General features: G+C 73.7%; 27 protein-coding genes and 2 pseudogenes. 22 read left to right on the forward strand and 7 right to left on the reverse strand.

Features of this window, described 5'->3' with window-relative positions:
• The first annotated feature begins 66 nt into the window (after positions 1-66).
• The 3 genes from AFB00_RS24485 to AFB00_RS24495 are packed head-to-tail and all read left to right on the forward strand — an operon-like array spanning position 67 to position 2,569.
• Entirely contained in the window at positions 67-1,224 is a 1,158-nt protein-coding gene (locus AFB00_RS24485; RefSeq protein ID WP_083276135.1) for a thiolase family protein, read from the forward strand.
• The gene (locus AFB00_RS24490; RefSeq protein WP_068799142.1) at positions 1,221-1,898 is read left to right on the forward strand and encodes a 3-oxoacid CoA-transferase subunit A; all 678 of its coding nucleotides are present in this window, start codon (positions 1,221-1,223) and stop codon (positions 1,896-1,898) included. Before AFB00_RS24485 ends, AFB00_RS24490 begins: the two co-directional genes overlap by 4 nt.
• Entirely contained in the window at positions 1,895-2,569 is a 675-nt protein-coding gene (locus AFB00_RS24495; protein WP_068799143.1) for a 3-oxoacid CoA-transferase subunit B, read from the forward strand. The genes AFB00_RS24490 and AFB00_RS24495 overlap by 4 nt, the downstream gene beginning before the upstream one ends.
• A 7-nt stretch (positions 2,570-2,576) precedes the next feature.
• On the opposite strand, the gene AFB00_RS35845 is transcribed toward AFB00_RS24495, so the two are convergent.
• A complete protein-coding gene (locus AFB00_RS35845; protein ID WP_068799144.1) occupies positions 2,577-4,916 on the reverse strand; it encodes a C40 family peptidase in 2,340 nt (779 codons plus the stop codon).
• Positions 4,917-5,452: 536 nt separating this feature from the next.
• Between AFB00_RS35845 and solA the strand changes: the two genes are divergently transcribed.
• From solA to AFB00_RS24520, 4 genes are read left to right on the forward strand one after another with little or no spacing between them, the layout of a single operon-like run.
• Positions 5,453-6,637, forward strand: coding sequence for an N-methyl-L-tryptophan oxidase (solA, locus tag AFB00_RS24505; RefSeq protein WP_068799145.1), 1,185 nt, complete (start codon positions 5,453-5,455; stop codon positions 6,635-6,637).
• 49 nt (positions 6,638-6,686) lie between these two features.
• Positions 6,687-8,000 carry an aromatic ring-hydroxylating oxygenase subunit alpha gene (locus AFB00_RS24510; protein ID WP_068799146.1) on the forward strand — a complete coding sequence of 438 codons (1,314 nt, stop codon included), beginning with the start codon at positions 6,687-6,689 and terminating at the stop codon, positions 7,998-8,000.
• Positions 7,997-9,472, forward strand: a complete 1,476-nt coding sequence (locus AFB00_RS24515; RefSeq protein WP_231974053.1) for an aldehyde dehydrogenase family protein — start codon at positions 7,997-7,999, stop codon at positions 9,470-9,472. The genes AFB00_RS24510 and AFB00_RS24515 overlap by 4 nt, the downstream gene beginning before the upstream one ends.
• Before the next feature lie 58 nt (positions 9,473-9,530).
• Complete coding sequence (locus AFB00_RS24520) at positions 9,531-10,466, forward strand: PDR/VanB family oxidoreductase (protein ID WP_068800619.1); 936 nt, start codon at positions 9,531-9,533, stop codon at positions 10,464-10,466.
• Positions 10,467-10,532: 66 nt separating this feature from the next.
• Here the strand turns inward: AFB00_RS24520 and AFB00_RS24525 are convergent, their stop codons facing one another.
• Complete coding sequence (locus AFB00_RS24525) at positions 10,533-10,880, reverse strand: hypothetical protein (protein WP_068799147.1); 348 nt, start codon at positions 10,878-10,880, stop codon at positions 10,533-10,535.
• A 137-nt stretch (positions 10,881-11,017) separates the two neighbouring features.
• Here AFB00_RS24525 and AFB00_RS24530 point away from each other — a divergent pair, with 137 nt between their 5' ends.
• Positions 11,018-11,686 (forward strand): response regulator transcription factor, encoded by a 669-nt coding sequence (locus AFB00_RS24530; protein ID WP_068800620.1) that lies wholly within the window; start codon positions 11,018-11,020, stop codon positions 11,684-11,686.
• 22 nt (positions 11,687-11,708) lie between these two features.
• Positions 11,709-12,887, forward strand: coding sequence for a sensor histidine kinase (locus AFB00_RS24535; RefSeq protein ID WP_197519648.1), 1,179 nt, complete (start codon positions 11,709-11,711; stop codon positions 12,885-12,887).
• A gap of 7 nt (positions 12,888-12,894) precedes the next feature.
• Here AFB00_RS24535 and AFB00_RS24540 read toward each other — a convergent pair whose 3' ends face one another.
• Positions 12,895-14,148, reverse strand: coding sequence for an MFS transporter (locus tag AFB00_RS24540; protein ID WP_068799149.1), 1,254 nt, complete (start codon positions 14,146-14,148; stop codon positions 12,895-12,897).
• Between the two features lie 291 nt (positions 14,149-14,439).
• On the opposite strand from AFB00_RS24540, the gene AFB00_RS24545 reads away from it, so the two are divergent.
• The 9 genes and pseudogenes from AFB00_RS24545 to AFB00_RS36430 form a co-directional block, all read left to right on the forward strand.
• The gene (locus AFB00_RS24545) at positions 14,440-15,411 is read left to right on the forward strand and encodes a substrate-binding domain-containing protein (RefSeq protein WP_068799150.1); all 972 of its coding nucleotides are present in this window, start codon (positions 14,440-14,442) and stop codon (positions 15,409-15,411) included.
• 71 nt (positions 15,412-15,482) lie between these two features.
• Positions 15,483-16,544, forward strand: coding sequence for an ABC transporter permease (locus AFB00_RS24550; protein ID WP_068799151.1), 1,062 nt, complete (start codon positions 15,483-15,485; stop codon positions 16,542-16,544).
• A 16-nt stretch (positions 16,545-16,560) separates the two neighbouring features.
• The gene (locus AFB00_RS24555) at positions 16,561-17,376 is read left to right on the forward strand and encodes an ATP-binding cassette domain-containing protein (protein ID WP_068799152.1); all 816 of its coding nucleotides are present in this window, start codon (positions 16,561-16,563) and stop codon (positions 17,374-17,376) included.
• Positions 17,377-17,514: 138 nt separating this feature from the next.
• Positions 17,515-18,204, forward strand: a complete 690-nt coding sequence (locus tag AFB00_RS24560) for a DJ-1/PfpI family protein (RefSeq protein WP_068799153.1) — start codon at positions 17,515-17,517, stop codon at positions 18,202-18,204.
• Positions 18,205-18,224: 20 nt separating this feature from the next.
• Positions 18,225-18,830: a TetR/AcrR family transcriptional regulator gene (locus tag AFB00_RS24565; RefSeq protein WP_068799154.1), complete on the forward strand. Its 606-nt coding sequence runs from the start codon at positions 18,225-18,227 to the stop codon at positions 18,828-18,830.
• A complete protein-coding gene (locus AFB00_RS24570; protein WP_068799155.1) occupies positions 18,823-19,446 on the forward strand; it encodes a TetR/AcrR family transcriptional regulator in 624 nt (207 codons plus the stop codon). The genes AFB00_RS24565 and AFB00_RS24570 overlap by 8 nt, the downstream gene beginning before the upstream one ends.
• Complete coding sequence (locus AFB00_RS24575; protein ID WP_068799156.1) at positions 19,443-20,372, forward strand: SMP-30/gluconolactonase/LRE family protein; 930 nt, start codon at positions 19,443-19,445, stop codon at positions 20,370-20,372. The genes AFB00_RS24570 and AFB00_RS24575 overlap by 4 nt, the downstream gene beginning before the upstream one ends.
• A 28-nt stretch (positions 20,373-20,400) precedes the next feature.
• The gene (locus tag AFB00_RS24580) at positions 20,401-20,991 is read left to right on the forward strand and encodes a TetR/AcrR family transcriptional regulator (protein ID WP_231974054.1); all 591 of its coding nucleotides are present in this window, start codon (positions 20,401-20,403) and stop codon (positions 20,989-20,991) included.
• A 3-nt stretch (positions 20,992-20,994) separates the two neighbouring features.
• Positions 20,995-21,225, forward strand: a pseudogene (locus tag AFB00_RS36430) (cupin domain-containing protein); the annotation flags it as partial.
• A gap of 264 nt (positions 21,226-21,489) precedes the next feature.
• Here the strand turns inward: AFB00_RS36430 and AFB00_RS24585 are convergent.
• Positions 21,490-22,011 (reverse strand): annotated as a pseudogene (locus tag AFB00_RS24585) (homogentisate 1,2-dioxygenase domain-containing protein); the annotation flags it as partial.
• Positions 22,012-22,047: 36 nt separating this feature from the next.
• Here AFB00_RS24585 and AFB00_RS24590 point away from each other — a divergent pair.
• Positions 22,048-22,338 (forward strand): transposase, encoded by a 291-nt coding sequence (locus AFB00_RS24590; protein ID WP_060710840.1) that lies wholly within the window; start codon positions 22,048-22,050, stop codon positions 22,336-22,338.
• Positions 22,335-23,243 (forward strand): IS3 family transposase, encoded by a 909-nt coding sequence (locus AFB00_RS24595; RefSeq protein ID WP_060710839.1) that lies wholly within the window; start codon positions 22,335-22,337, stop codon positions 23,241-23,243. The genes AFB00_RS24590 and AFB00_RS24595 overlap by 4 nt, the downstream gene beginning before the upstream one ends.
• On the opposite strand, the gene AFB00_RS24600 is transcribed toward AFB00_RS24595, so the two are convergent.
• Both AFB00_RS24600 and AFB00_RS33565 read right to left on the reverse strand, forming a co-directional pair.
• Positions 23,224-23,670 (reverse strand): hypothetical protein, encoded by a 447-nt coding sequence (locus AFB00_RS24600; RefSeq protein ID WP_068799157.1) that lies wholly within the window; start codon positions 23,668-23,670, stop codon positions 23,224-23,226. The two genes, AFB00_RS24595 and AFB00_RS24600, sit on opposite strands and share 20 nt — an antisense overlap.
• A gap of 20 nt (positions 23,671-23,690) precedes the next feature.
• Positions 23,691-23,954: a transposase gene (locus AFB00_RS33565; protein WP_197519595.1), complete on the reverse strand. Its 264-nt coding sequence runs from the start codon at positions 23,952-23,954 to the stop codon at positions 23,691-23,693.
• A gap of 40 nt (positions 23,955-23,994) precedes the next feature.
• On the opposite strand from AFB00_RS33565, the gene AFB00_RS34275 reads away from it, so the two are divergent.
• Together AFB00_RS34275 and AFB00_RS24610 are read left to right on the forward strand one after the other, a co-directional pair.
• On the forward strand, positions 23,995-24,255 hold the full coding sequence (locus AFB00_RS34275; protein WP_197519649.1) for a UTRA domain-containing protein: 261 nt from the start codon (positions 23,995-23,997) through the stop codon (positions 24,253-24,255).
• A 168-nt stretch (positions 24,256-24,423) separates the two neighbouring features.
• Positions 24,424-25,533 carry a LacI family DNA-binding transcriptional regulator gene (locus tag AFB00_RS24610; RefSeq protein WP_197519650.1) on the forward strand — a complete coding sequence of 370 codons (1,110 nt, stop codon included), beginning with the start codon at positions 24,424-24,426 and terminating at the stop codon, positions 25,531-25,533.
• On the opposite strand, the gene AFB00_RS35120 is transcribed toward AFB00_RS24610, so the two are convergent.
• Complete coding sequence (locus tag AFB00_RS35120; protein ID WP_231974055.1) at positions 25,524-25,706, reverse strand: hypothetical protein; 183 nt, start codon at positions 25,704-25,706, stop codon at positions 25,524-25,526. The two genes, AFB00_RS24610 and AFB00_RS35120, sit on opposite strands and share 10 nt — an antisense overlap.
• Positions 25,707-26,248: the final 542 nt, after the last annotated feature.

Genomic DNA, 26,248 nt, shown 5'->3' on the forward strand with positions numbered 1-26,248 from the left:
GTGATCGGTGCGTCTGCCTACCGTGGCGCCGTGCCCTCCTCCTTCCTCTACACCAGCAGCCGGACGATGTTCGGGCGGTTCGGTGGTGCCCTGGCCGGCGTGCGGCCCGACGACCTGTCCGCGGCCGCCGTGTCCGGGCTGCTGGCCCGGGTCCCCGGGCTGGACCCGGGCGGGATCGGTGACGTGGCCTGGGGCTGTGCGAACCAGGCCGGTGAGGACAACCGCAACGTCGGCCGGATGGCGGTGCTGCTCGCCGGGCTGCCGACGACGGTGCCCGCCACCACGGTCAACCGGCTCTGCGGCTCCTCGCTCGACGCCGCGATGCAGGGCTCGCGCGCGGTCGAGGTCGGTGACGCCGACGTCGTCGTGGCCGGTGGCGTGGAGTCGATGACCCGGGCGCCGTGGGTGCTGCCCAAGCCGTCGCGCGCCTACCCGGCGGGCAACGTCACCGCGGTGTCGACGACCCTGGGCTGGCGGCTGGTGAACGCGCGCATGCCCGCCGAGTGGACGGTGTCGCTGGGGGAGTGCAACGAGCAGCTCGCGGACCGCTTCGGCATCGAGCGCGAGCGCCAGGACGAGTTCGCCGCCCGCTCGCACCGGCTCGCCGCCCTGGCCTGGGCGGACGGCTTCTACGACGACCTCGTCGTCCCGGTCGACGGTGTCACCCCGGGCCGGGACGAGGGCATCCGGGACGGCTCCACCCCGGAGACGCTCGCCGGGCTCAAGCCGAGCTTCCGCCCGGACGGCACGATCACCGCGGGCAACGCCAGCCCGCTGAGCGACGGCGCCGCGGCGGTGCTGCTGGGCTCGGAGGCCGCCGCCGCGGCGATCGGCGCCGATCCGCTGGCCCGGATCGCCGGTCGCGGGGTCTCCGCCCTCGACCCGCAGGAGTTCGGGTTCGCCCCGGTCGAGGCGGCCGCGCGGGCGCTGGCCCGGGCCGGGATCGGCTGGGACGACGTCTCCGCCGTGGAACTGAACGAGGCGTTCGCGGTGCAGTCCCTCGCCTGCGTCGACGCCTGGGGGATCGACCCCGGCATCGTCAACGCCACCGGCGGGGCGCTCGCGCTCGGGCACCCGCTCGGCGCCTCGGGAGCCCGCGTGCTCGGCACCCTGGCGGCCCGGCTGGCCCGGTCGGGGCAGCGCTGGGGCGTCGCCGCGATCTGCATCGGCGTGGGCCAGGCGCTGGCCGTCGTGCTGGAGAACGTCGCCGGGGACCGGTCATGACGCCGCGGGTGTGCGACGGCTGCGACGAGGCCGTCGAGGGGACCGCCGACGGCGCGACCGTGCTGGTGGGCGGGTTCGGGATGGCGGGCATGCCGGTCGACCTGGTCGACGCGCTGATCCGCCAGGGCGCGGGGGACCTGACCGTCGTGTCGAACAACGCGGGCAACGGCGACACCGGTCTGGCGGCGCTGCTCGCCACCGGCCGGGTGCGCAAGGTGGTCTGCTCGTTCCCCCGGCAGGCCGACTCCTGGGTGTTCGACGAGCTCTACCGGTCCGGCCGGATCGAGCTGGAGGTGGTGCCGCAGGGCACCCTGGCCGAGCGGTTGCGCGCCGGCGGTGCCGGGATCGGGGCCTTCTTCACCCCCACCGGTGCCGGGACGCTGCTGGCCGAGGGCAAGGAGACCCGCGAGCTCGGCGGTCGCACGCAGGTACTGGAGTACCCGATCACCGGGGATCTCGCGCTGATCAGGGCGCACGTCGCGGACCGGATGGGCAACCTCGTCTACCGCCGGACCGCCCGCAACTTCGGGCCGGTCATGGCGACCGCCGCCCGCACCGTCGCGGTGCAGGTGGAACGGGTCGTCGAGGCCGGGGTGCTCGATCCGGAGGCCGTGGTGACCCCGGGCATCCATGTCGACCGCATCGTCCCCGCCACCGTGGAGGCCGCCTCGTGAGCCCGGATCCCCAGCCCCGGTCCCAGCCCCGTTCCAAGGACGGGATCGCCGCGGCGATCGCCCGCGACATCGCGGCCGAGCACCCCGGTGGCGCCTACGTCAACCTGGGGATCGGCCAGCCCACGCTCGTCGCGGACCACCTGCCGGGTGGTTCGGGCATCGTGCTGCACACCGAGAACGGGATGCTCAACATGGGCCCCGCCGCCCACGGTGACGACGTCGACCCCGACCTGATCAACGCGGGCAAGGTCCCGGTCACCGAGCTGCCGGGGGCGGCGTACTTCCACCAGGCGGACTCGTTCGCGATGATGCGCGGCGGCCACCTGGACGTCTGCGTGCTGGGCGCCTTCCAGGTCTCGGCCGCGGGCGATCTCGCCAACTGGCACACCGGTGCACCCGGGGCGATCCCCGCCGTCGGCGGGGCCATGGATCTGGCGATCGGGGCCAAGCGGGTGTGGGTCATGATGACCCTGTTCGACAAGCGGGGGACACCGAAGATCGTGCCGCGGTGCGACTACCCGCTCACCGCGCTCGCCTGCATCGACCGGGTCTACACCGACCTCGGCACCTTCGAGGTCGGCCCGGGCGGGGTGCGGGCCCGGGAGCTGCACGGGATCTCCCGGCCGGAGCTCGTCGAGCGGCTCGGCCCGGTGGAGCTCGCCGACGCCTGAGACCCGGTCAGGGACGTGCCGTGGTCACCTGCCACCGGCCGTCGCCGACCGGCACCACGACGACCAGCGCCGCGGACGTCCCCGCCGCCTCCGGTGCCGGGACGGTCCGGGTCGCCTCGACGGTGAACGTCCGGGTGCTCCCGTCGTCGAGCCGCAGGACCAGGTCGGTGGCCGGGTCCGCGGGGACCGGGGCGTCGAGCCGGACCGTCCAGCCCGCGGCGCTCGGGGTCGAGCCCGGCGCGGTGGGCAGGCCGTCGCCGGCGACCGGGACCTGCGGAGCCGGCCGGGTCGTGCCGTCGACGACCAGGGCGATCACCCGGACCCGCGCGGACTGGTGCTGCGCGGCCGGGGTCGGCGGCTGCGCCGCCGACGTCGTGGGCGGGGGCGTGGTGGGCGGGGGCGTGGTGGGTTCGGATGGCGGTCCGGTGCCGGCGGTCGGCGGCGGTGCCGGCGCAGCGGTCGTCTCCGTGGCGCGGTCGCTCGGTGCCGACTGCGGATCGGCCGACTGCGGATCGGCCGACTGCGGATCGGCCGGCTGCGGGCCGGGCGGCGGTGGCGGGCCCCCGGTCGCCGGTGGTGCCGGGGCGGGCGGAGCCGATCCGGGGGGCGGCGGAGGTCCCGGCCGCGACGTGCCCTCCGCCGGTGCACTCGGCGGCGTCGACCCCGGCGGGGCGGACGTGGACGGATCGGCCCGGGGATGCGCGCGGGGTGGTCCGTCGGGGGCCGGTCGGCCACCGCCGGTACGCGGGCCGGACGGTGCGGGTGCCGGACGGGTGGCGGGCGGACCGGCGGACGGCTGCGGCGCCGGCCGGGCCTCGGGCGGACCGGCGGCGCCGGTCCCCGGCGGAACCGGGCGGCTGGATCCTCCGGGGTTCCGCGGAGCCGGTGCGGTCCGGTCGCCGGTGGCGGGCGGCGCGTCCGGCCCGCCCTCCGGCCGGGGTGCGGGCGGCCGGACCGCCCGGGGCTCGGACGGCCGGGGTTCGGACGGCCGGGTCGCGGACGGCGCCCCGGCGGACGGCGCCCCCGCAGAAGGCCTGCTCGCGGACGGCCGGGTCGCGGACGGACCGGCCGCGGACGGCCGGGCGGTGGACGGCCGGGACACGGAGCGGTCCGAGGTCCCCGGTGCGGTGGAGGACCGGGGCGTGCCCGGCCGGGCGGCCGCGACGCTGTCGGCCGCGGAGCGCGACTCGGGTGGCTGCGGCGCCCGCGGGTCCGGCACCGTGGCCGGGCGCGGCGCCGCTGGCGCCCGGAACTCGGGCTGGTCGGGGATCGTGGGGTCGGGGCGCTCGGGGACGGCCGGGTCGGGCGCCGGCAGCGACCCGGTGCCCGTCGCGGCGGGCCTGCTGGCGCCGAGGTAGTCGTCGCCGGGGTAGCGGTACCAGGCGGTCTGCACCGGCTTGCCGAACGTCGGCGCGTTCACCATCCGGCCCGACCCGATGTACATGCCGACGTGGTGCACCTTCTTCACGGTGCCGTAGAACACCAGGTCACCCGGCTGCAGCGGGGAACCGGCCGGCACCCGTGGCCCGTGCCGGTACTGGGTGTGCGCCGTGCGCGGGAGCGTGACCCCGGCCTTCTCGTAGGCGAACGTGGTCAGGCCGGAGCAGTCGAAGCCCCGGTGCCCGTTCTCCGGGCCGTCGCCGCCCCACACGTAGGGCAGGCCGATCTGCTTCATCGCGACGTCGACGGCGATCTTCGCCCGTTGGTCGGGCAGCGCCGACGTCGCGGCGACCGGCTCGATCGACGACCGCCCGCCGCGGCCCCCGGACGGCGGGGCGGGCCCGTCGCCGGCGGGTGGAGCGGCCTCCGCGCCGGATCCGGACGGCGGTGCGGCGTCCGTGGTGGTGGACGTGCCCGGTGGTGGCGAACCGGCCGGCGCCTGCTGATCGGCCGAGGGCACGGGTGGTGCGATCGCCACCGCCGACCACAGGACGAGCCCGGCACAGACGGCACCGGCGGCGACGCCGATCGAGCGGGACCGGTCCGGCCGGCGCCGCGGGCCGGGGCCGTCGCCGGTGCGCAGCAGCGCGGGGAGGTCGACGTCGGTCCCAGCGGGCACGGTCCGGACCATCGACGTCGGCAGCTCGGCGTCGGTGCCCCACAACGGCGCGACGACCGTGGGCGGGAGCAGTGGCGCGGCGACGACAGTGGTCGGATCTTCGTCCGCGGAGATCGCCGGGAGATCGACCGCGGTCACCGGTGGCGGTCCGGCGATCTCCCGCCGCGGGGCGTCCTCCGGCTGAGTGGCGTCCACCGGCGGTGCGGCGTCGCAGTGCGGGCACCGGCCGTCGGGGCCGTGCAGCCAGAACCGCTCACACGGAGCGGGGCCGATCTGCTTCTTCGGCATGTGCTGCGTTCCCATTCCTGCCGGACGACGACTCGGGTGGACGCCCGGACGCCGTGCATCGGCGCCGGACGTGCTGCTGGCGGGCTAGGAGCGCAGCCGATCGGTCCCCGGCCCGGACCAGGGCGGGCGCGGCGCGCCGACGCTGCGCACGGTGCCCGGCCGGTGGTCGCCGCCCGTGCCGGACACGGCCCGCGAGGGGGCGGTGCAGCACGGGGCACGACCGGTGTCCCGACGCGGAAAGTACTTCACGTGCGAACCATATCCCACGGCGTACGGCTCGACCACGGTGCGACCGAAGCGTGCACCCGGAGCGAGAGATCGGATGCGTGAGCGTGTCGCCCGGGGGCGTCGGGGCAGTGGGTGACCGGCGCCCGCTCCGCCCGACCGTGTACGCGCTTTGCAAGATCGCGAGTTCGAATCTGCGATGGACGCGTAGCTTCCCCGTGCTCGACACTTCATATACCACGACCGTCAGGCGCCGACGGAGCGGGTCACCCACCGAACCACCGACCCCACCGATCCCGCAGGAGGAAGCCATGTCCCGATACCGCGCAGTCGTCGTCGGACTCGGCGGACTCGGCTCGGCGGCGCTGCACCGGCTCGCCGTCGAGCTGGGCCCCGGGGTGCTCGGCATCGAGCAGTTCGACCTCGGCCACGTCCGGGGGGCCTCCCAGGACCACTCCCGGATCATCCGTCTCGCCCAGCACCAGGACGACTACGCCGCACTGGCGGCACCCGCCTACAAGGCGTGGGACGAGGTCGAGTCCGAGTCCGGTCAGACGCTCGTCACCCGCACCGGCGGCCTCGTGATCGAGGACCGTGCCGCGCGCCGGGGTGCGGCCACCGGCAGCCGCAACATCGAGGGCTACACCGCGATGTTCGACCGGTACGGCGTGGCGTACGAGCTGCTCGACGCCGACGAGCTGGTCGCCCGCTGGCCGCAGTTCCGGGCCGGGGGCAGCGAGCAGGCGCTGTACCAGTCCGAGTCGGGCATCGTCGACGCCGCGCGGGCGAACGCCGTGCACGTCGCGCTGGCCAGGGCGCACGGCGCGGAGGTCCGCGCCCGCACGCCGGTCCGGGAGCTGCGCCCCGACGGCGACGGCGTCGCCGTCGTGACCGACGAGGGCACCGTGCTGGCCGACCGCGCGGTCGTCGCCACCGACGCCTGGACCAACCAGGTGCTGGCCGGGGCCGGGCTGCGGCTGCCGCTGACCGTGCTGCGCGAGCAGGTCACCTACTACGCGACCCCGCACCTCGCCGAGTTCTCGCCGTCGCGGTTCCCGGTGTTCATGTGGCACGGCAGCCACAACTTCTACGGGTTCCCGGTCTACGGCGAGGTCGCCACCAAGATCGGGCAGCACATGGGTGGCGACGAGACCACCGCGGACGACCGGTCCTTCGAACCCGACCCGGTGCGCCAGGAGCGCTACGCCGCGTTCGTCGACCGGCACCTGCCCCGGTTCGGCGGACCCGAGCTGTACTCGAAGACCTGCCTCTACACCGTGCCGCCGGACCAGAACTTCGTCCTGGACCGGGTGCCGGGGCACCCGCAGATCGTCGTCGCGATCGGGGCGGGGCACGCCTACAAGTTCGCCGCGCTGATCGGCGGGCTGCTCACCGACCTCGCCCTGGACCGCGCACCGGCCCATCCCGTCGACGGGTTCGCCCTCGACCGGCCCGCGCTGACCGACCCGTCGTTCGGCCGCACCTTCCACACCTGAGCCGCGCCACCCCGCACCGCACCGCACCGTCCCGGAGAGGAGACCCGCGATGACCGCCGAGAGCACCGTCGCTCCCGCGACCGACCCGTACACCGCCCTGCCGGCCCGTCCCGTCGATCCGGCGCTGTTCACCGAGGAGTCCACCTACGCCGCCACCCGGCGCCCGGTGGAGCTGTCCTCCACCCTGATCCCCGACGCCTACACCTCCCCGGAGTTCTTCGCGCTGGAACAGGAGCGGATCTTCGCGAACGGCTGGGTGGCGGCCGGGTTCGCCGGTGACGTGGACCGGCCGGGGGCCTGCGTCGTCGTCGACGTCGCCGGGCGTTCGGTGATCGTCACCCGGAACCGGCACGGCGCGCTGCGCGGCTTCCACAACGTCTGCCGGCACCGGGCCACCGCGCTGCTGGATCCGGACACCCGCGAGGTCGGCCGGCGGGGCCGGATCCGGTGCCCGTACCACAACTGGACCTACGACACCGACGGAGCGTGCCTGGGTACGCCGCTGTTCGAGGGCTCGGACGTGCCGGAGGGACAGGAGGCCATCTTCGACACCTCCGAGGCGCGCGGCTTCGACCGGGCCGACTACGGCCTGCTGCCGGTGGCCGTCGAGACCTGGGGCTTCCTGCTGTTCGTCAACCTCGCCGCCGATCCGGCGCCGCTGGCCACCCAGCTCGGTGACCTCCCGCAGCGGTTCGCCGACTACGGCCTGGAGCACTGGGTGCCCCAGCGCCGCCGGTCCTACGACGTCGCGGCGAACTACAAGCTCGTCGGCGAGAACTTCATGGAGTACTACCACCTGCCCTGGGTGCACCCGGAGCTCAGCCTGGTCTCCAAGATCTCCGACCACTACCGCTGGCAGGGCCCCGGGATGTACACCGGCATGTGCACCACGCCGGTGTCGCGCAACACCGACGCCGGCGGCTGGGACGGGCTGCGCCCGCTGAGCTCGCTCGGCCCGCAGGACGCCGACAGCGGCCGCTTCGTGTGGCTGTTCCCCAGCACCGCGCTGGTGGTGCTGCCCAACCACGCGTTCGTCCTGCTCAACAGGCCGGTCGCGGCCGACCGGACGGTCGAGACGGCGGTACTGCTGGCCCACCCGGAGTCGCTCGACGACCCGGACGCCGAGGCCGGTCTCGACCAGCTCGAACGGTTCTGGGACCTGGTCAACCAGCAGGACCTGGAGATCATCGAACGGGTGCAGGCCGGGGTCGCCAACCCCGCCTACCGGGGCGGCCGGATGTGCTTCCGGTTCGAGGAGCCGCTGCACCGCTTCCAGAACATGGTCATCGACCGGATGGTGGGCGTCGACCGGGTCCCGGACGGTGACGCCGAGACCATGACCCCGATGTTCCCGGAGCCGTGAGCGCCGTGCCGAGCACCGGGAACGCACCGGCCCTGGCGCCCGCGGGGGCCGGGCACCACATCGCGGGGGAGTGGGCGGACGGGCACGACGACCGCACCCTCGCCGTCGAGGACCCGTCGACCGGCTCGACCGTCGCGCACGTCGCCCGGGGGGACGCGACCGACGTCGGCCGGGCGGTCGCCGCCGCGACGGTCGCGGCCCGTCGGCTGCGGTCCACGGCTCCGGCCGACCGTGGCCGGGCACTGCGGGCCCTCGCCGCGGAGGTGGACGGCGCCCGCGAGGAGCTGGCGCTGCTGGAGACGCGGGACACCGGCAAGCCGCTCTCGCTGAGCCGCTCCGAGATCGCCGGGTGCGTCGCCTACCTCGACTACTACGCCGGCGCCGCGGACAAGGTGCAGGGCGAGACGATCCCGCTCGGGCCCGGATCGCTGGCCTACACCGTCCGCGAGCCGGTCGGGGTGACCGGGCACATCGTCCCGTGGAACGCGCCGCTGTCGATGCTGTGCCGCAGCGTCGCCCCGGCGCTGGCGACCGGGAACGCCGCCGTCGTCAAGCCTGCGGAGCAGACCCCGCTCACCGCGCTGCGGTTCGCCGAGCTGGTGACGGCCGCCGGGTACCCGCCGGGGACGGTGAACGTCGTGACCGGGCTGGGCGCCGAGGCCGGGCACGCGCTGGCCGCGCACCCCGGCATCGGCTCGCTGACCTTCACCGGATCCGTCGCGACCGGGCGGGCGGTGCTGCGGGCCGCGGCCGAGCACATCACCCCGGTGGTCACCGAGCTCGGGGGCAAGTCCCCGCAGATCGTGTTCGCCGACGCGGACCTCGACGACGTGGCGGCCCAGGTGGTCACCGGGTTCACCGCCAACACCGGCCAGTACTGCGACGCCGGCTCCCGGCTGCTGGTGGCCCGGCCGGTCCAGGCGGAGCTGGTGGAACGGATCGTCGCGCGGGCCGCGGCGCTGAGCATCGGCCCGGGGATCGACGACCCGGACCTGGGCCCGCTGGTGTCGGCCGCGCACCGCGGGCGCGTCCAGGACTACGTCGACACCGGCGTCGCGGAGGGCGCCGTCGTGGTGGGGACACCCGGCCCGCTGCCGCCGGACGGGTACTTCTGTGCCCCGACGACGTTCACCGACGTCACCCCGGACATGCGGATCGCCAGGGAGGAGATCTTCGGCCCGGTGCTCGCGGTGCTCCCGTTCGACGACGAGGACGGCGCCGTCGCGCTCGCCGACGCGACCGACTACGGGCTCGGCACCGGCATCCACACCCGCGACGTCGACCGGGCGCTGCGGATCGCCCACCGGGTCGACGCCGGCTACGTGATGATCAACGAGTACTTCGGCGGCGGCACGGCCGTCCCGTTCGGCGGCACCGGCCTGAGCGGGACCGGGCGCGAACGGGGCCTGGTCGCCCTGGACAGCTACCTGACCCTCAAGACCGTCGTCGCCCGGATCGCGCCGACGTCGTGAGCACCGCCCGTGCGGCGACCCGACCGGACCCACCGAACGGAGGCACCCCGTGGAACTGATGATCACCGAGCGCCGGGACGAGGCCGACGGCGTCGTGTCACTGCGGCTGGAACGGGCCGACGGCGGCGAGCTGCCGCCGTGGCGGCCGGGTGCCCACGTCGACGTCACGCTCGACCCGGACCAGGGCCTCGTCCGCCAGTACTCGCTGTGCTCGGACCCCGATGATCCCGGCCGGTGGCGGCTCGGGATCCTGCGCGAGCCGGGCGGGCGCGGCGGGTCCGAGCACGTCTTCGACAAGCTGCACGGGGGCGACATCGTCGAGGTCGGCGAGCCGCGCAACCACTTCGCGCTGGAGCCGGCCCCGCGCTACGTGTTCGTCGCCGGCGGCATCGGGATCACCCCGATCCTGCCGATGATCGCCCACGCCGTGCGCACCGGTGCGGACTGGACGCTGCTCTACGGCGGCCGCAGCCGGTCGTCGATGGCCTTCGTCGACGAGCTGGCCGGGCACGGCGACCGGGTGCGGATCGCCCCGCAGGACGAGTCCGGACTGCTGGACCTGGGCCCGCTGCTCGACGTGCCGGTGCCGGGGACGCTGGTGTACGCCTGCGGACCGGCGGCGCTGCTCGACGCCGTCGACGCCCGGATGCCCGGCTGGCCGCCCGGGAGCCTGCGGGTCGAACGGTTCAGCCCGGTCGTTCCCGCCGCCACCGGCCCGGACGGGGCGTTCGAGGTCGAGTTCGTGGCCAGCGGTGTCACGGTCACGGTGCCGCCGGACCGCAGCATCCTCACGGTGGCGGAGGAGTCCGGGATCCTGGCCGACTGGTCCTGCCGGGAGGGCACCTGCGGATCCTGTGAGGTCCCGATGCTGGGCGGCCGGGCCGAGCACCGGGACTCCGTGCTCACCGGCTCCGAACAGGGGGCCCAGGACTGCCTGATGATCTGCGTGTCCCGGGCCGAGGCGGGCTGCCCGCTGCTGCGGATCGATCTCTGACGCCGGAGGGTGCCCGCCCGGGTGGCCCCACCCCCGCGGGGGCCACCCGGGCGGGAGGCCGGTGGGTCAGGGGGACGTCGGCCGCAGCTCGCCGGCCGGTGCGCAGACCCGGATCGGTTCGCTCGTCACGGGCCCGCCGGGTGCCGCGTGCACCGGCTCCCCGGGAACGGCGGGACCGGCCGGGCGGAACGGCTCGCCGGGGCGGACGGGCTCCGCCGGGCGGGCCGGCCCGGCCGGAACGGCCTCGAGGTCGCCGCGGGTCAGCGCCACCCCGTCGGCGCACACGGTGGCGTCGACCGGCTGCGGCCCGGCGGGGTCGGCGTGCGCCGCGGCGGCCGTGCCGAGCACGGCGAGCCCGGTGATCGCCGTGGTCACGGCGACGGCGCCGAGTGTGGACCGGATCCTGCTGCGCATGATGTCTCGCTCTCGTGTCGTGGACGACCACCGGACCGGTGGTGTGCACCGAGCCTGTCCGGCCGGCCTGAGCCCACCCTGAAGATCGCCGAACGCGTCTTCAGGTTCACCACAGCCGCGCCTGCCAGGCTGTGCCGATGCGGGCGCTGCTGGTCGACGACGACAGACGACTGACCGAACTGCTGCACCGCGGCCTCGCCGGTGAGGGCTTCGCCGTCGATGTCGCCCACGACGGCCGGGACGGCCTCTGGCTGGCCGGGGAGCACGCCTACGACGTCATCGTGCTGGACGTGATGCTGCCCCGGCTCAACGGCTACACGGTGTGCGCCCGGCTGCGCGCGGCGGAGAACTGGACGCCGGTGCTCATGCTCACGGCCAAGGACGGCGTGCACGACGAGGCCGAGGCGCTCGACACCGGCGCGGACGACTACCTGGCCAAGCCCTTCTCCTACGTGGTCCTGCTGGCCCGGCTGCGCGCCCTGGTCCGCAGGGGTGCCCCGGCCCGCCCGGTGGCGCTCGTCGTCGGTGATCTGACGCTGGAGCCCGCCGGGCGCCGGTGCCGGCGCGGGGACGTGGCGATCCCGCTCACGCCGAAGGAGTTCGCCGTCCTGCACGGCCTGGCCCGGCGGCCGGGGGAGATCGTGTCGAAGCAGGAGTTGATCGAGCGGGCGTGGGACTTCGCCTACACCGGCGACCCGAACATCGTCGAGGTCTACGTCAGCGCGCTCCGCCGCAAGATCGACGCCCCGTTCGGGCGATCGTCGCTGGTCACGGTGCGCGGTGCCGGCTACCGGCTGGACGCCTGAGGTGCGCGGCTGGTCGGTGCGGGTGCGCACCACCCTGCTGGCGACGACGGTCGTCGCCGTCGCGCTGGGTGCCGCGGCCGCCGTCCTGGTCGGCGTCCTGTCGGCGAGCCTGACCGCGACCGTCCAGGACGAGGCCGCCCGCTGGGCCCGGGCCACGGCCGTGGAGATCCAGCGGTCCCCGGCCGGTGCCGCCGTGCCGGGGGTGCGGGTCGTCACCGATCCCGCGCAGTCACCGGGGGAGCCCGCTGCCGGGTACGTGTCGCGGTCCGAGCCGGTCACGTTGCCCTCCGGCCCGGTCGTGGTCGAGGCGCGGGCCTCGCTGCAACCGGTGCAGGTCGCCCTGGACACCCTGTGGTCGATCCTGCTGCCGGGCATCCCGGCGCTGCTGGTGCTGGTCGGCGGCCTGACCTGGCTGACGGTCGGGCGCACGCTCGCCCCGGTCGCCGCGATCCGCCGGGAGCTGGCCGCCATCACCACGACCGACCTGCACCGCCGGGTCCCGGTCCCGGCGGGCGGCGACGAGATCGCGGCACTGGCGTCGACGACGAACGCCACGCTGGACCGCCTGGAGCACGCCGTCGACCGGCACCGCCGCTTCGTCGCCGACGCGGCGCACGAGCTCCGCAGCCCGCTGGCCGTGCTGCGGGCCCGGCTGGAGATCGCACCGACCCGGGCGGCACTGGCCGACGTCGAGCACGTCTCGCGACTGGCCGACGACCTGCTGCTGCTCGCCCGGCTCGACGCGGGGGAGCCGCCGGAGCGCGGCCCGGTCGAGCTCGGTCAGGTCGTCGCGGAGGAGGCGGCCCGGCCCCGCGGCCGGGCGGGGGTCGAGGTCCGGTTGCGGGTGGAGCCCGGTCCGGTGGTGCCCGGCTCGGCGCCGCAGCTGCGCCGCCTGACGGCCAACCTGGTCGACAACGCCGTCCGGCACGCCACCCGGGAGGTCGAGGTGCGGCTCAGCGGGAACGGCGAGGCCGCGACGCTCGACGTCCTCGACGACGGCGCCGGGGTGCCCGACGCGGACCGGGAGACCGTGTTCGACCGCTTCACCCGGCTCGACGAGGCCCGCAGCCGCGACGCCGGCGGGTCCGGGCTGGGGCTGGCGATCGCCAGGGAGATCGCCGAGCGGCACGGTGGCAGCCTCGTCGTGGTGCCCGGGGCCGGGCGCGGGCACCTGCGCGCCGTCCTGCCGCTGGGCGGATGATCGGGGGTCACGGTCGTGCTCGGCCGGGTCCGCGCGCGCCGGATCCGGGCGGGGCCGGCTGTGGAGCAGGCGGATCCGTCGGCTGCGAGAGACCGGTGGCGGCCGCCGCCGACGCGACGGCCGCCGCAGCCACCAGCGCGAGGCCCGTCCAGCCGATCCAGGAGATGGCCGCGGCACCGAAGGCGGTCCCGAGGCTCCCGCCGACGAAGTAGACGACCATGTAGGCGCTGTTGAACCGGGCCGGTGCGGCCGCGTCGATCGCCAGCACGGTGCTCTGGTTGGCCACCTGGGCAGCGAACAGGCCCGCGTCGAACAGCGCCAGGCACACGAGCGTCACCACCGTGCTCGCGAGCCCGAACCCCACCGCGACGGCTGCGGCCGCGGCCGCAGCGAGCCCGACGAGGATCACCCGGCGGGCGCCGACACGGTCGGTCCACGTGCCCGCGATCCGGGTCGCCGGGATCCCGGCGAGACCGGCCAGTGCGTAGAGGCCGATCTGCTCGGCCGAGTAGGAGTACGGGGCCTCGGAGAGCGCCACCGCGATGCCGGCCCACACCGCGCAGAACGCGAAGAACCACAGTGCTCCGCGCAGTGCCGCGCTCCGCAGGGCCGGGTGGCGGACGACCAGGCCGGGCACCGACCGCAACGTGGGCAGATAACCGCGCCCGCTGCTCCCGGCGGTGGCCGACGGAAGGGCCGTCAGGCAGCAGGCGGCGGCGAGACCGCAGGCGGCGGCGAAGACGAGCAGCATCCCGCGCCAGCCGAGCTGGTCGGCGAGCCACCCACCCACGATCCGGCCGACGAGGATCCCGGCCGGGATCCCCGCGGTCACCATCCCCAGGACCGTCGCCCGCCGCCGTGGAGCGGCCAGCCTGCCGGCGACCGAGCTGAGGCCCGCTCCGACGGCCGAGCACATCCCGACCACCGCGACGACCGGGCCCAGCGCGGCGGCGCCACCCACCGTCGCGCCGAGAGCGAGCGCACCCCCGAGGACCCCGAACTGTGCGGCGAGGATCCGCGACGGAGCGAACCTGTCGACCAGCGGCACGAGGACGACGAGACCGACCAGGTATCCGACGGGGCCGCACGCGAGTGCGATCCCGACGCCGGTGATGTGCACGCCGAGCGATCCCGCCACGTCCGCGATCGCGGGCTGCAGCGGATACATCGTCGAGGTCCCGAGGGCGGCGGCGATCGACATGAACAGGATGACGGGCCCGCTGAGGAGCGGGGGCGGCTGAGCGTCGGTGTCTGTCTGCACCCGAGCGACCGTAAGGAGGCACGAGCGGCGGTACTGGCGGGAATCCGACCCGGACGTCCGCCCGGGGTGGCGACAGCGGGGGAGGCATCGGCCGGGCGCCGCCGGCGGCCGCAGGGCTCCTCGAGACCCCGTGCGGCGAAGATTTGTACTAACAAAGCATTGACCCAGCGATGTCGGCAGCGTACACCTGTGCGTGGCTCACATCACTTTCGTTCAGTGGAGGTGGGGAGGGCCCGACCGCCACCGGTTCGCGGCACGGTCGCCGTGAGACACAGAGAGAACTGATGCTCGATGAGGAGTAGTCGTACGATCTTCGCCACCGCGATCGCCGCGGTGAGCGTCCTGGCCCTCGCTGCGTGCAGCAGCCAGGGCGGGGCACAGGCAGAGAACTCCGATGCCACCAGTCAGCGCTACGTGGTCGCGATGGTCACCCACGAGTCCCCGGGTGACTCCTTCTGGGACAAGGTCCGCGCCGGTGCCGAGCAGGCGGCCCAGGACCTGAACGTGGAGCTGCGCTACTCCAACGACCCCGACGGCGGCCGGCAGGCCACCCTGGTCCAGAGCGCGATCGACTCCCAGGTCGACGGCGTGGCCGTGACCCTGTCCCAGGCCGACCAGGTCGGCCCGGCCGTGCAGAAGGCCGCGCAGGCGGGCATCCCCACCGTCGCGTTCAACTCGGGCATCGACGTCTACACCGACTACGACGTCAAGATGTACTTCGGCTCCGACGAGAACCTGGCCGGTCAGACCGCCGGGCAGCGCATCGCCGCCGACGGCGGGGGCAAGACCCTCTGCGTCGTGCACGAGCAGGGCTCGGTCGCGCTCGAGGCACGCTGCGCCGGTGTGAAGTCGGCCGACCCCGACACGGAGAACCTGCAGGTCAACGGCACCGACCTGCCGTCGGTCCAGCAGACCATCGGCGCCAAGCTGCAGCAGGACCCCTCGATCACCCACGTGGTGACCCTCAGCGCCCCGGTCGCCCAGGCGACGCTGCAGGCCAAGACCTCCTCGGGCAGCCAGGCCAAGGTGATCACCTTCGACCTGAACGCCGAGATCGCCAAGGCCGTCCAGGACGGCCAGATCGAGTTCTCGATCGACCAGCAGCCCTACGTGCAGGGCTACATGGCCGTCCAGACCCTCTGGCTGAACATCACCAACGGCAACGACCTCGGCGGCGGCAAGCCGGTCCTGACCGGGCCGTCGTTCGTCGACAGCTCCAACATCGCCCAGATCGCCCCGTTCGCGGAGAAGAACACCCGCTGACCCCTCTCCCGTCGCCGCGGCCCCGGGTCGCGGCGACGGGGAGGCCCGTCCCCTGCTCAGGAGTGCATGCGATGAGCCCGACCGTCGCGACCTCGACCACCGCCACCCAGAAGCCGGACGAGCCGGTTCGCGTGCAGCGCTCGCTGGGTGCCCGGATCCTGTCCCGACCCGAGATCGGCGCCGCCCTGGCCGCGCTGGTCATCTTCGTCTTCTTCTGCGTCGTCGCCCCGCCGTTCCGGACCGTGGAGGCTCTGTCCACGGTCCTCTACTCCGCCTCCACCATCGGCATCGTCGCCCTGGGCGTCGCGCTGCTCATGATCGGCGGCGAGTTCGACCTGTCCTCCGGTGTCGCGGTCACCTCGGCCGCGCTCACCTCGGCGATGATCAGCTACCAGCTCTCGCTCAACGTGTGGGCCGGCGTCCTGATCAGCCTGCTGTTCGCGCTCGCCATCGGCTTCGCCAACGGGTGGCTGCTCGTCCGCACCAGGCTGCCGAGCTTCCTCATCACGCTGTCGACCTTCTTCGTGCTCCAGGGCGTCAACCTCGGTGTCACCAAGCTGATCACCGGGACCGTCGCCACCACCAACATCGACGAGCTGGACGGTTTCGACTCCGCCCGTGCGCTGTTCGCCGGCGACATCCCGCTGGGCTTCATGACCCTCAAGGCCTCGGTGCTGTGGTGGGGGGTGTTCGTGGCCATCGCGTCGTGGTTGCTGCTGCGCACCCGCACCGGGAACTGGATCTTCGCCGTCGGCGGTAACCAGGACTCCGCGCGGGCCGTCGGTGTCCCGGTCACCCGCGTCAAGATCGGCCTGTTCATGGGCGTCGCGTTCTGCGCCTGGTTCCTCGGCCAGCACCTGTTGCTGAACTTCTCCACCGTGCAGGCCGGTCTCGGCGTGGGTAACGAGCTCATCTACATCGTGGCCGCCGTCGTCGGCGGCGCCCTGCTCACCGGCGGCTTCGGCTCCGCGCTCGGTTCGGCCATCGGCGCGTTCATCTTCGGCATGACCACCCAGGGCATCGTCTACGCCGGTTGGGACCCGAACTGGTTCAAGACCTTCCTGGGCGTGATGCTGCTGATCGCCGTCCTGGTCAACCTCTACATCAAGAACTCGGCCACCCGGCGCAAGTGAGGAAGGACGACCCACGATGACCGACTCCATCGCCGACGACACCATGGCCGATCCACGCGCGGGTGCACCGCTCGTGCAGATGGCCGGGGTCGGCAAGACCTACGGCGCCATCCGCGCACTCGAGGGCATCGACCTGACCGTCAACGCCGGCGAGGTCACCTGCGTGCTGGGCGACAACGGCGCCGGCAAGTCGACCCTGATCAAGATCATGTCCGGGCTGCACCCGCACTCGGAGGGCACGCTGACCGTGCACGGCGAGCCGACGACGTTCGGCTCGCCCCGCCAGTCCCTGGACCGCGGGATCGCCACCGTCTACCAGGACCTGGCCGTGGTCGGGCTGATGGAGGTCTGGCGCAACTTCTTCCTGGGCTCGGAGCTGCGCAAGGGCAACTACCCGCTCGCCCCGCTCGACATCGCCGCCATGCGCGAGATCACCGACGCCGAGCTGAAGAAGATGGGCATCCACGTCAAGGACATCAACCAGCCAATCGGCACGCTCTCGGGCGGGCAGCGCCAGTGCGTCGCGATCGCGCGCGCGGTGTACTTCGGTGCCCGGGTGCTGATCCTCGACGAGCCGACCGCCGCACTGGGCGTCAAGCAGTCCGGCGTGGTGCTCAAGTACACCGCCGCCGCGCGCGACGCGGGCCTGGGCGTCGTGTTCATCACCCACAACCCGCACCACGCCTACATGGTCGGCGACCACTTCATCATCCTGAAGCTGGGCCGCCGGGTGCTCGACCGTACCCGTGACGAGGTCACCCTGGAGGAGCTCACCACCGAGATGGCCGGTGGTCAGGAGCTCGCCGAGCTCTCCCACGAGCTGCAGCGCTGATCCGTCCGCAGCGTGGCGACCCCACCGGCCCGCTCGCCGGTGGGGCTCCCCGGCGGAGTGCCACGATCGTGCAGTAGATGTACACATGCAAAGAGTGCATCGAAGTGCGGGCGATCGGGCCCGTGGGGAGGAGACCTGATGATCGTCGCGTGCATCGTGTACCCGGGGATGACCCTGCTGGATCTGGTGGGCCCGCTGCAGGTGCTGCGGACGGCGGGTGCGGCGCGCGGGTGGACCGTGCACACCGTCGGTGCCGGCACCTCCCCGGTCGAGACCGACGCCGGGCTCGACGTCGCGGCCACCGCGACCTTCGACGACGTCCCGGAGCCGGACGTCGTGGTGGTGCCCGGGGGAGGGGCACCGACGTTCCGCGCGATGGACGACCGGACCCTGCTCGCCTACCTCGCGGGTTCCGGGCGGAACGGGGCGACGCTCACCTCGGTGTGCACCGGGTCCCTGCTGCTGGGCGCCGCGGGCCTGCTCGAGGGGCGCCCGGCGACCACGCACTGGGCCTTCCTGGACGCGCTGCCGGTCTTCGGCGCCACCCCGGTCGGGGAGCGCTGGGTGGACGGCGGCCACGACCCCCGGATCATCACCGCGGCCGGGGTGTCGGCCGGGATCGACATGGCGCTCCATCTCGTCGCGGAGCTGGCCGACGAGGCGACGGCGCGGGCCGTGCAGTTCGGCATCGAGTACGACCCGCAGCCGCCGCAGGGTCCGCTGGACTGGGCCGCCGCGCCCCGCGAACCGTGGCGGCAGATCCGGCACCGCATGCTCGCCGACGGGCTCGGCGCGAGCTCACCCTGGCGGGCGCGTCTGCTCGGATAGTGGTTGCGATACTCACTACCGTGAGCGAGGACATGGGGCGCCGGGAGCGCAAGAAGCTGGCGACCCGGCAGGCGCTGGTGGACGCGGCGGTGGAGCTGTTCGCCGAGCACGGCTTCGACGAGACCACCGTGGCCCAGATCGCGGAGCGGGCCGACGTCAGCACCCGCACCTTCTTCCTGCACTTCCCCACGAAGGAGGACGTCCTCGTCGGCAGCAGCGAGGAGCGCCTGGAGATCGGGTTGCGGGCACTGGCCGAGCGGGTCCCGGGCGAACGGCCGGACGACGCGCTCGCCAGGGCGATGCGACTGATGATCGACGACCGCCGGCCGGGGGAGTTCGGTCTCGGACGGGTGCGCCAGCAGATCGCCAGGACGGCCCCCTCGGTCCAGGCCAACATCATGCGCCGCCGGTTCGAGGCCGAGCGGATGCTCACCGCGGGCCTGCTCCGGTCGTTCCCGGACGATCTCGACGACGTCGACGCGAGCGCGGCCGTCGCCGCCGTCATGGCGGCCACCCACGCGGCGGCCACGACCGCCCTGCGCTCCGGGGCCGGCCTCGACGCCGTGCGCGCGGCGATGCACCGTGCGGTCGACATCGCGATACTGGGGACCCGCCGCAGTGGATGAGCAGCCCGGTGCCGGCGCGGAGCCGGGTCGCCGGGAGCGCAGGAAGCTCGCGACCCGCCAGGCGCTGGTCGACGCGGCGGTCGAGCTGTTCGCCGAGCAGGGCTTCGAGGCGACGACGGTGGCCGGCATCGCGGAGCGGGCTGACGTCAGCACCCGGACGTTCTTCCTGCACTTCGCCGGGAAGGCCGACGTGCTCACCGAGGGCGGTGCGGCCCGTGTCGCGCTGGTGTTCGACGTGCTCGGGTCACCCCGGCCCGGTGAGACGGGGACCGAGCTGCTGGCCCGGGCGGCACACACGATGGTCGACGACTACCCGCAGCGGGAGGCGCGACTGGCGTGGCTGCGGTTGCGGCTGGCCGCGGCCGACCCGGTCTTCCAGGCCGGCATGTCGCGCCGGCGCAGCGCCGCGGAGGCGCAGTACGCGGCGTTCCTGCACGAGCGGTTCCCGGCGGAGCTGGACGAGCTGGGCGCCGCGGTCGTCGCCGCGGCCGTGATGGACGCGCTCTATGCGGCCGGTCTGGTCTCGCTGCGGCGCGGCGACCCGCCCGAGACGGTGCGGGCCGCGATGCACCGCGGTATCGACATCGCCCTGCGCCGGCTGCGGCAGGAGACGTGACGGCAGGGGACGGGCTCGCTGGCGTACCGGCCCGGTTCGAGGTCCACGACGAGCGGTTCCGCTGTCGCGGGGACGCCCGGCTGGAACGGTTGCACACCGGGTGCCGGTGGACCGAGGGCCCGGTCTACGTCCCGGCCGGCCGCTACCTGCTCTTCGACGACATCCCGAACGACCGCATGCTGCGCTGGGACGAGACCACCGGCGCCGTCGGCGTCTTCCGCTCCCCGTCCGGGTACGCCAACGGCAACACGCTCGACCGCGCGGGGCGGCTCGTCACCTGCGAGCACGGCAACCGGCGGGTGACCCGCACCGAGCACGACGGCACGGTCACGGTGCTGGCCGACCGGTTCGGCGGCCGGCGGTTGAACAGCCCGAACGACGTCGTCGAGCGGCGGGACGGCTCGATCTGGTTCACCGACCCCGGATACGGCATCGACTCCGACTACGAGGGGTACCGGGCCGCGAGCGAGATCGGTGGCTGCCACGTGTACCGGGTCGACCCCGTGACCGGCGCGGTCGACGCCGTCGCCACCGATCTCGACCGTCCGAACGGGCTGGCGTTCTCCGTCGATCACTCCGAGCTGTACGTCGTCGACAGCGGGACCGCGCCGAACCACGTGCGCCGCTTCACCGTGACCGGCGACGGGGCCCTGCGCGGCGGCGAGGTCGTCGTCAGCACCGACACCGGCGGTGCCGGCGGTTTCGACGGCGTCCGCGTGGACGACGCGGGCCGGCTCTGGCTCGCCGCCCACGACGGGGTGCACTGCGTCGATCCCGACGGGACGTTGCTCGGGAAGCTGAAGGTCCCGGAGGTCTGCTCGAACCTCGTGTTCGGCGGACCGCGGCGCAACCACCTGTTCGTCACGGCGACCTCGTCGGTCTACGCGATCCGCCTGTCGGTCAACGGGGCGTCGCCACCGGCGTGAGCGCGGCCCGTCGCGTACCATTCGGTACATGACGATGCCGGTGGACGCGCCCCGGGACCGGCTGGTGCACGCGGCCGTCGAGCACTTCGCCGAGGCGGGAGTGGCCGACCGCAGCCTGCGGGCGATCGCGGCCGCGCTCGGTACCAGTCACCGGATGCTGATCTACCACTTCGGGTCCCGGGAGGGGTTGCTCGCCGCGGTGGTGGCCGCCGTCGAGAGCGGTCAGCGGGAGACCCTCGCCGCGCTGACCGCCGACCCGGACGCCGAGCCGGCGGAGGTGGTGCGCCGGTTCTGGACGACGATCACCGCGGACGCCGCCCGCTACGGCCCGCTGTTCTTCGAGCTGTCGGCGCACGCGATGCACGGGCGTGCGCACGCCGAGCCGCTGGCCCGGACAGTGGTCGAGCCCTGGCTCGAGCCGCTCGCCGCGCTGTTCCGGCGCGTCGGTGTCCCGCCGGAGGAGGCGCTGCTGCGGGCCCGGCTCGGGCTCGGTGTCGCGCGCGGCCTGCTGCACGACGCTCTGGTCACCGGCGACATGGCCGGGGCCGACGCGGCGGTGGGCGTCTTCATCGACCTGGCACTGCGACGACCTGGCACTGAGACCCGTACCGGAGGGTGACCCATGAGTCTCGACCGCATCCAGCTGCCCACCGGCGAGTCGGTGACCGTGCTGCGTGACGGCGCCGGTTCGGGCGGGGCAGCCTTCGAGGTCGAGGCGGTCCTGCCGCCCGGCCTGTCCGGCCCGCCGGCGCACCGGCACCGTGGCCGGTCCGAGACGTTCACCGTGCTGGACGGCGAGCTCCGGGTCCGGGTCGGCCGCGAGCACCGCCTCCTCACCGTCGGCGAGATCGTCACGGTGCCGCCCGGGGTCACGCACGCGTTCGCGAACCCGACCGACCGGCCGGTGCGGATCCGGATGGCGGAGACCCCGGCCGGCCCGTTGGAGGAGCAGTTCCGGGCCCTGGCCGAGGCCGGCCGGATGCCGCCACTGCGCAGGCTGGCCCGGATCAACGTCGCGCACGACTACGACTTCGCAGTGCAGGGCGTGCCGGAGTTCCTGCAGCGTCACTGTGGCGGATGCTCGCGGCGCTGCCGGACCGGAACCGGTGAGCCCCGCTCAGCCCGCGGGGCCGCGGCCGGACCAGGTCCAGGCGTATCCGGGGTCCTCCGACGCGGTGGCGCCTTCGCCGAGTTCGAGGGGGCGGAAGGTGTCGACCATGACGGCGAGTTCGTCGAAGGTTTGGGCGCCGAGTGCGCGTTCGACGGCGCCCGGCTGCGGCCCGTGGCTGTGTCCGCCGGGGTGCAGCGAGATCGAGCCCTGCCCGATCCCGGAGCCCTTGCGGGCCTCGTAGTCGCCGCCGCAGTAGAACATGACCTCGTCGGAGTCGACGTTGGCGTGGTAGTACGGCAGCGGCACGGCGAGCGGATGGTAGTCGACTTTGCGGGGCACGAAGTTGCAGATGACGAAGTTCTGCCCCTCGAATACCTGGTGCACCGGTGGCGGCTGGTGGACTCGGCCGGTGATGGGTTCGAAGTCGTTGATGTTGAAGGTGTAGGGGTAGAGGCAGCCGTCCCAGCCGACGACGTCGAACGGGTGGGTGGGGACGATGTAGCGGGTTCCGGTGATGCTGCGGTTCCCCCATGATCGGGGAGGCATCAGCTATAAGGGGTAGCGATGCCAGAGGTACGGAAGCGCTACGACCGGGAGTTCCGTGACGGAGCGGTCCGGGTCGTGGAGGAGACGGGCAAGCCGATCGCCCAGGTCGCCCGTGACCTGGGGGTCAACGAGGGCACGCTGGGCAACTGGGTGGCCCGTGCACGAGAGGCCCGCGAGGACACCGAGGGCCTGTCTCGCGGCGGCGTCGAGGAGCTCAAGCGGCTGCGCGCGGAGAACGCCGAGCTGCGGATGGAGCGTGATGTCCTCAAGCGATCCGTGGTCCTGTGGGTCAAGGAGGCGACGAAGTGAGCGTGGCCCGTTTCATCGCCGACCAGAGGACCTTCCACCGGGTGCCGCACACGCTGGCCTGCGCCCTGTTGGGGGTGTCGATCTCCTGGTTGTACAAGTGGCTCGACCGCGCCGCGCGTTCCGACGGTGGTGCCACCGCGACCGAGAAGCGCCGCTGCGCGTTGGACGCCGCCGTGGCCGTGGCGTTCGACGACGCCCAGCGGCTACACGGCTCACCCCGTCTGCACGCCGACCTGTGTGAGGCCGGATGGCGGGTGTCGGAGAAGACCGTGGCGGACTCGATGCGCCGCCAGGGCCTGGTCGCCCGCCGGATCAAGCGGCACAACGGGCTGACCCGCCAGGACCGCACGGCGCCGAAGTTCCCGGACCTGCTTCGTCGGGGTTTCACTGCGGCCGAGCCGAACCGCAGATGGGTCGGGGACATGACCGAGATCCCCACCGCGGCCGGGAAGTTGTATCTGGCCACGGTGATCGACCTGTACTCGCGGCGGCTGCTCGGCGCGGCCACGGGGCTGCACCCGAACGCCGAGCTGGCGTGTGCGGCGATCCGGATGGCGGTGGCGGCCCGCGGCGGGGCGGACCGAATCGCCGGGGTGATCTTCCACACCGACCGCGGGTCGACCTACACCGCGGGCGCGTTCACCGCTCTGTGTCGGCGGCTCGACATCCGTCAGTCGATGGGCCGGGTCGGGTCGTGTTTCGACAATGCCGCGGCGGAGGCGTTCTTCTCCAGCCTGGAGTGGGAAGTGCTGTCCCGCAACGACTTCGACACCATCAGTAGGGCGCGGGCGGCGGTCATCGACTGGTGTTACGGCTTCTACAACCACCGGCGGCGACACAGTGCCGCCGCCGGGCTCTCACCGATCAACTACGAGAACGCCGCCCTCACCCGAGACGCGGCATAAGAACCCTCCACGATCTCGGGGGAACCGCATCAGCGGCCCGCTGGGCGGTCGAGTCCGGGATGGTCGTGCGCGGCCGTTTCCCGCGGACCACTCCGGCCAGCCCCACCGAGCGCATCGCCCGGTCGACCGCTCCGAACCCAGCCTCGGGCAGCACCGTTCGACGGATCAGGGCCAGCATCTTGCGACGCCCATAAAGTCCCTCTGGGGCCAGCACCGGTTCGCCGGCGCGGTTGGTGGTGAACGCCGCCGCACGGACGGCGTCTTCGACCAGGGCGTCGGTGACGGTCCGGGCCGCGACCCGGCCGGCGGCGCCGTTCCTGGTGCCGGTCCGAGCGCACCAGGCCCGCAAGGTTCGTGCCGCGATCGTGAGCCCCAGGGTGTTGAGGGCAGCAAGGATCGACTCGACGGCATGACCAGCAGCCCGCATCTGATCGACGAACGCGACGATCAGCGGTTTCGGGGGTCGAGCTCCCCCACGAAGAAAATCGTCGCCGACTTGAGGACCTCGTTGACCTCGCGCAGGCGCTTGTTCTCCGCCCGCAACCGCCGCAGCTCCTCGCGGTCATCGCTGGTCACGCCCGCTACGACGCCGGTGTCGACGTCGTGCTGGGACACCCAGCGACGCACGGACTCACGCGACACCCCGAGTGACTCAGCGACCTGGACATGCACGGCACGCTCGGTCGAGTACGCCGAACGATGCTCGGTCACCAGACGCACAGCCTGGCTCCGAACCGCTGGGTCGATCTTCTTGGGCACGACACCCATCCTCTCAGCCTGCTCACAACGGAGCGGCAGAGAAGCCGGGACGGTTCACCTCGTCCGGTTCCATGAGACCGTCCGCATCGGGCGCGCCGACCCCGACGAGGCCGCTGCTCTCGACACCACCACCGGGGCGCCGTTGCTGCGCCTGATCCGCCTCGCCTCCACCGCGGAGCACATCGTCGAGGTCAACGAGATCACCATGCTCGGCGACCGCTACGAGCTCTACTACGACCTGCCCGCCACCTGATCCACGGGCCCCACCACCGCGGCGAGATGCACGCTCCCGGGTTCGGTGGACCCGGTTCCTCGGTGCCGGGCGTGACGGGCGGCGGGTCGCGGTGAGCAGGGCGACGGTCGTCACCGGGCGTCGGAACGCGTCCGCCCGCCGGGCGCGGATGGACCTAGGCTGGACGTCGTGAACGGGCGCAGCGTGCGTGAGCACGACGGGAGCAGCGGCCCCGGTGGCTCCGGTGGCTCCGGTGGCAAGGTGACCCAGCGGCAGATCGCGGAGCTCGCCGGGGTCAGCCAGGCGGTCGTCTCGCTCGTGCTCAACGGCAAGGCCAACGACGTCACCCGGATCCCGGAGCGCACCCGCGAGCGGGTCGAGCGGGTCATCGCCGAGACCGGGTACACCGTGAACGCCGCGGCCCGGCGGCTCGCCGGCGTCGGGAACAAGATCGTCGGCGTGTTCACCTATGAGCCGGCGTTCCCGACCGGCGCGCAGGACTTCTACACGCCGCTGCTCGCCGGGATCGAGGCCGAGGCCGAACAGCTCGGCTGCGACCTGCTGATGTTCACCAGCGCCCGGATGCAGGGCGGCCGGCGCCGGCTGCTGCACGGCAACAGCCGGTTGCGGCTCGCCGACGGGTGCCTGCTGCTCGGCGTCCGGATGGACGGTGACGAGCTGACCCGGCTGCTGGCGGAGGGCTTCCCGTTCGTCGCCGTCGGGCGTCGCGACGTCCCCGACGTGCCCTACGTCGGGCTGGACTACGTGGCCGGGAGCGCCACCCTGCTGGGGCAGGTCCTCGACGCCGGGCACCGGTCGGTCGCCTACCTGCACTCCGAGCAGGCCGGTGAGTCCATCGTGGACCGGATGCGGGGCGTCGAGCGCGGGTGCGCCGGCGTGCCGGGGACCCGGCTCGAGACCGTGCGGGCCGACGGGGACGCGATCACCCCCGGCCTGGTGGCGGACCTGGTGGCCGCCGGGACGACCGCCGTCGTGGCCGAGACGGCGGACCAGGCCGTCCGGGCGTGGACGGCGGCCGCCGCGGCCGGGATCTCCGTCCCCGCCGACCTCTCGGTCGTCGTGCTGGCCGAGCCGGCCCGCCCGGGACCGGAGCTGCCGGACTTCACCCGGCTGCGGCCGCCGCGGACCCGGCTCGGTGCCGAGTCGCTGCGCCTGCTCGGCCGGATCCTCGACCCCGCCGACGATCTGCCCGCCGCCGCCCGCCGCACCCTGCTGACCTGCGAGACCGTCGCCGGGACGACGCTGGCGGCACCGTCCCGGCGACCGGCTCAGAGGTAGAGCACCGCGGAGGTCACGACACCGCCGATCGCGACCACCCACACGTAGGGCAACGTCCGGAGCATCACCTGCTGCGGGCTCACACCCGAGTACTGCGCGGCCCACACCGTCTGCGTGCTCGTCGGGTCGGACACCCCGAGCACCTGGTTGTAGGAGGCCATCAGGCCGAGCACCGCACATCGTCGGGTAGGCGCCGACTGCGGTGAGCGCACCGGCGATCCCGGCGCCGAGCCCGTAGATGTTCATCGGCCCGCGGAACAGGCACAGCGGTACGAGCACCGAGAACACCAGCACGTAGAGCCACGGCTCGCTCGGTGCGAGCACCTGCACGATCGGGGTGAGCGCACTGACCGCGCCCGGGAGCCCGACGGCGGCCAGCAGCATCCCGATCGCGACGAACAGGGTGATCGGGGGCGCGGCCACCGTGAACCCGTCGTAGAGCGAGCGCAGCATCGTCGTCCCCATGTCCCGCGGACGGGTGGTGGTGACGACGGCGTAGAGCACGCCGCCGAGCAGCGACGGGATGATCGGCACCTCGAACCCCAGCGCCAGCACGATCGGGACGAGCGGGGTGAGCAGCGCGTACCAGGGCGCGTCCCCGAGGCGTTCGCGGCGCGACGGCGGACGGTCCTCCCGCCGGCCGGGCATGGTCAGCGACCAGGAGTGCACGGTGCCCCGGCGCCTGGTCTCGACGAGCACGTAGGCCAGTGCGGCC

The sequence above is a fragment of the Pseudonocardia sp. HH130630-07 genome (assembly GCF_001698125.1).
In the GTDB taxonomy this organism is placed as follows: Bacteria; Actinomycetota; Actinomycetes; order Mycobacteriales; family Pseudonocardiaceae; genus Pseudonocardia.

Coding starts and splice junctions, on each gene's coding strand:
- AFB00_RS24485 (WP_083276135.1), top strand. CDS start 67: ATGTTCGGGCGGTTCGGTGGTGCCCTGGCCGGCGTGCGGCCCGACGAC.
- AFB00_RS24490 (WP_068799142.1), top strand. CDS start 1,221: ATGACGCCGCGGGTGTGCGACGGCTGCGACGAGGCCGTCGAGGGGACC.
- AFB00_RS35845 (WP_068799144.1), bottom strand. CDS start 4,916: ATGCCGAAGAAGCAGATCGGCCCCGCTCCGTGTGAGCGGTTCTGGCTG.
- solA (WP_068799145.1), top strand. CDS start 5,453: ATGTCCCGATACCGCGCAGTCGTCGTCGGACTCGGCGGACTCGGCTCG.
- AFB00_RS24510 (WP_068799146.1), top strand. CDS start 6,687: ATGACCGCCGAGAGCACCGTCGCTCCCGCGACCGACCCGTACACCGCC.
- AFB00_RS24520 (WP_068800619.1), top strand. CDS start 9,531: ATGATCACCGAGCGCCGGGACGAGGCCGACGGCGTCGTGTCACTGCGG.
- AFB00_RS24525 (WP_068799147.1), bottom strand. CDS start 10,880: ATGCGCAGCAGGATCCGGTCCACACTCGGCGCCGTCGCCGTGACCACG.
- AFB00_RS24530 (WP_068800620.1), top strand. CDS start 11,018: ATGCGGGCGCTGCTGGTCGACGACGACAGACGACTGACCGAACTGCTG.
- AFB00_RS24545 (WP_068799150.1), top strand. CDS start 14,440: ATGAGGAGTAGTCGTACGATCTTCGCCACCGCGATCGCCGCGGTGAGC.
- AFB00_RS24550 (WP_068799151.1), top strand. CDS start 15,483: ATGAGCCCGACCGTCGCGACCTCGACCACCGCCACCCAGAAGCCGGAC.
- AFB00_RS24555 (WP_068799152.1), top strand. CDS start 16,561: ATGACCGACTCCATCGCCGACGACACCATGGCCGATCCACGCGCGGGT.
- AFB00_RS24560 (WP_068799153.1), top strand. CDS start 17,515: ATGATCGTCGCGTGCATCGTGTACCCGGGGATGACCCTGCTGGATCTG.
- AFB00_RS24580 (WP_231974054.1), top strand. CDS start 20,401: ATGACGATGCCGGTGGACGCGCCCCGGGACCGGCTGGTGCACGCGGCC.
- AFB00_RS24590 (WP_060710840.1), top strand. CDS start 22,048: ATGCCAGAGGTACGGAAGCGCTACGACCGGGAGTTCCGTGACGGAGCG.
- AFB00_RS24600 (WP_068799157.1), bottom strand. CDS start 23,670: ATGCGGGCTGCTGGTCATGCCGTCGAGTCGATCCTTGCTGCCCTCAAC.